This is a genomic window from Pseudomonas sp. SID14000 (assembly GCF_002165135.1).
Lineage (GTDB): Bacteria > Pseudomonadota > Gammaproteobacteria > Pseudomonadales > Pseudomonadaceae > Aquipseudomonas.
In genome coordinates this window covers 1-2,460 of the sequence record NZ_NFZQ01000034.1, presented here as the reverse complement: position 1 = coordinate 2,460, position 2,460 = coordinate 1, and the positions used below count along the sequence as shown (strand labels likewise).

Genomic DNA, 2,460 nt, shown 5'->3' with positions numbered 1-2,460 from the left:
AGCCGAGCAATGGCACGGAAATCAGTGGTACTGCTGAAGCTGGCGCGACGGTCATCCTCACCGACGGCGGCGGCAACCCGATAGGCCAGACAACCGCCGACGGCAGTGGCAACTGGTCGTTCACGCCCGCGATGCCGCTGGCCAACGGCACGGTGATCAACGCCGTGGCCCAGGACCCGGCCGGCAATACCAGCGGGCCGAGCAGCGTCACTGTTGACGCCATCGCCCCAGCCGCACCGATCATCAACCTGAGCGACGGCAGCAGCCTCAGCGGTACCGCCGAGCCGAACAGCACGGTGACCCTCACCGATGGCAGTGGTAATCCGATTGGCGAAGTCATCGCCGACGGCAGCGGCAACTGGAGCTTCACCCCAGCCACGCCGCTGCCCAATGGTACAGTGGTCAATGTCACGGCAAGCGACCCGGCCGGCAACACCGGCCCGGCAGCGACGGTCACGGTCGACGCCAGCGCGCCGGCTGCACCAATCATCAATCCGAGCAACGGCGTGACCATCAGCGGTACGGCTGAAGCGGGTGCCACCGTGACCCTGACCGATGGCAGCGGTAACCCGATCGGGCAGATCACCGCCGATGGCAGTGGCAACTGGAGTTTCACCCCCGGCACGCCGTTGGCCAACGGCACAGTGGTAAACGCCACCGCGACCGACCCGACCGGCAACACCGGTCCGCAGGCCACCACCATGGTGGACTCGGTGGCCCCGGCCGCGCCAGTGGTCGAGCCGAGCAACGGCAGCGAAATCAACGGCACCGCCGAAGCCGGGGCCAAGGTGATCCTCACCGACGGCAGCGGCAACCCCATCGGCGAGACGACCGCCGATGGCAACGGCGACTGGAGCTTCACCCCGGCCACACCGCTGGCCAACGGCACGGTGGTCAACGCCACGGCGACCGATCCGGCCGGCAACACCAGCGGGCAGGGCAGCACCACGGTGGACGGCGTGGCCCCCGGCGCGCCCACCATAAATCTAAGTAACGGCAGCAGTCTCAGCGGTACCGCCGAGCCGAACAGCACGGTGACCCTCACCGATGGCAGTGGTAATCCGATTGGCGAAGTCATCGCCGACGGCAGCGGCAACTGGAGCTTCACCCCAGCCACGCCACTGCCTAATGGCACAGTGGTCAATGCCACGGCAAGCGACCCGGCCGGCAACACCGGCCCGGCAGCGACGGTCACCGTCGACGCCAGCGCGCCGGCTGCACCAATCATCAATCCGAGCAACGGCGTGACCATCAGCGGTACGGCTGAAGCGGGCGCCACCGTGACCCTGACCGATGGCAGCGGTAACCCGATTGGGCAGATCACCGCCGACGGCAGTGGCAACTGGAGTTTCACACCGGGCAGCCCGTTACCCAACGGCACCGTGGTAAACGCCACCGCGACCGACCCGACCGGCAACACCGGCCCGCAGGCCACCACCACGGTGGACTCGGTGGCCCCGGCCGCGCCGGTGGTCGAGCCGAGCAACGGCAGCGAAATCAGCGGCACCGCCGAAGCCGGGGCCAAGGTGATCCTCACTGACGGCAGCGGCAACCCCATCGGCGAGACGACCGCCGATGGCAGCGGCAACTGGTCGTTCACGCCCGTTACGCCGCTGGTTAATGGCACGGTGATCAACGCCGTGGCCCAGGACCCGGCCGGCAATACCAGCGGGCCGAGCAGCGTCACTGTTGACGCCATCGCCCCAGCCGCACCGATCATCAACCTGAGCGACGGCAGCAGCCTCAGCGGTACCGCCGAGCCGAACAGCACGGTGACCCTGACCGATGGCAGCGGCAATCCGATCGGCCAGGTGATGGCTGATGGCAGCGGCAATTGGAGCTTCACCCCAGCCACGCCGCTGCCCAATGGTACTGTGGTCAATGCCACGGCGAGCGACCCGGCCGGCAACACCGGCCCGGCAGCGACGGTCACCGTCGACGCCAGCGCGCCGGCTGCACCAATCATCAATCCGAGCAACGGCGTGACCATCAGCGGTACGGCTGAAGCGGGCGCCACCGTGACCCTGACCGATGGCAGTGGTAACCCGATCGGCCAGATCACCGCCGACGGCAGCGGCAACTGGAGTTTCACCCCCGGCACGCCGTTGGCCAACGGCACCGTGGTGAACGCCACCGCGACCGACCCGACCGGCAATACCGGTCCGCAGGCCACCACCACGGTGGACTCGGTGGCCCCGGCCGCGCCGGTGGTCGAACCGAGTAACGGCAGCGAAATCAGCGGCACCGCCGAAGCCGGGGCCAAAGTGATCCTCACCGACGGCAGCGGCAACCCCATCGGCGAGACCACCGCCGACGGCAATGGCGACTGGAGCTTCACCCCGGCCACACCGCTGGCCAACGGCACGGTGGTGAACGCCGTGGCCCAGGACCCGGCCGGCAACACCGGCCCGCAGGGCAGCACCACAGTGGACTCGGTGGCACCCGCCGCGCCGGTGGTCA

1 protein-coding gene is annotated in these 2,460 nt (G+C 68.7%); it reads left to right on the top strand.

Going from position 1 to position 2,460, the window contains the following annotated elements:
* On the top strand, positions 1-2,460 hold a 2,460-nt coding region (locus CAY82_RS24690), incomplete at both ends, for an Ig-like domain-containing protein (protein WP_256576332.1).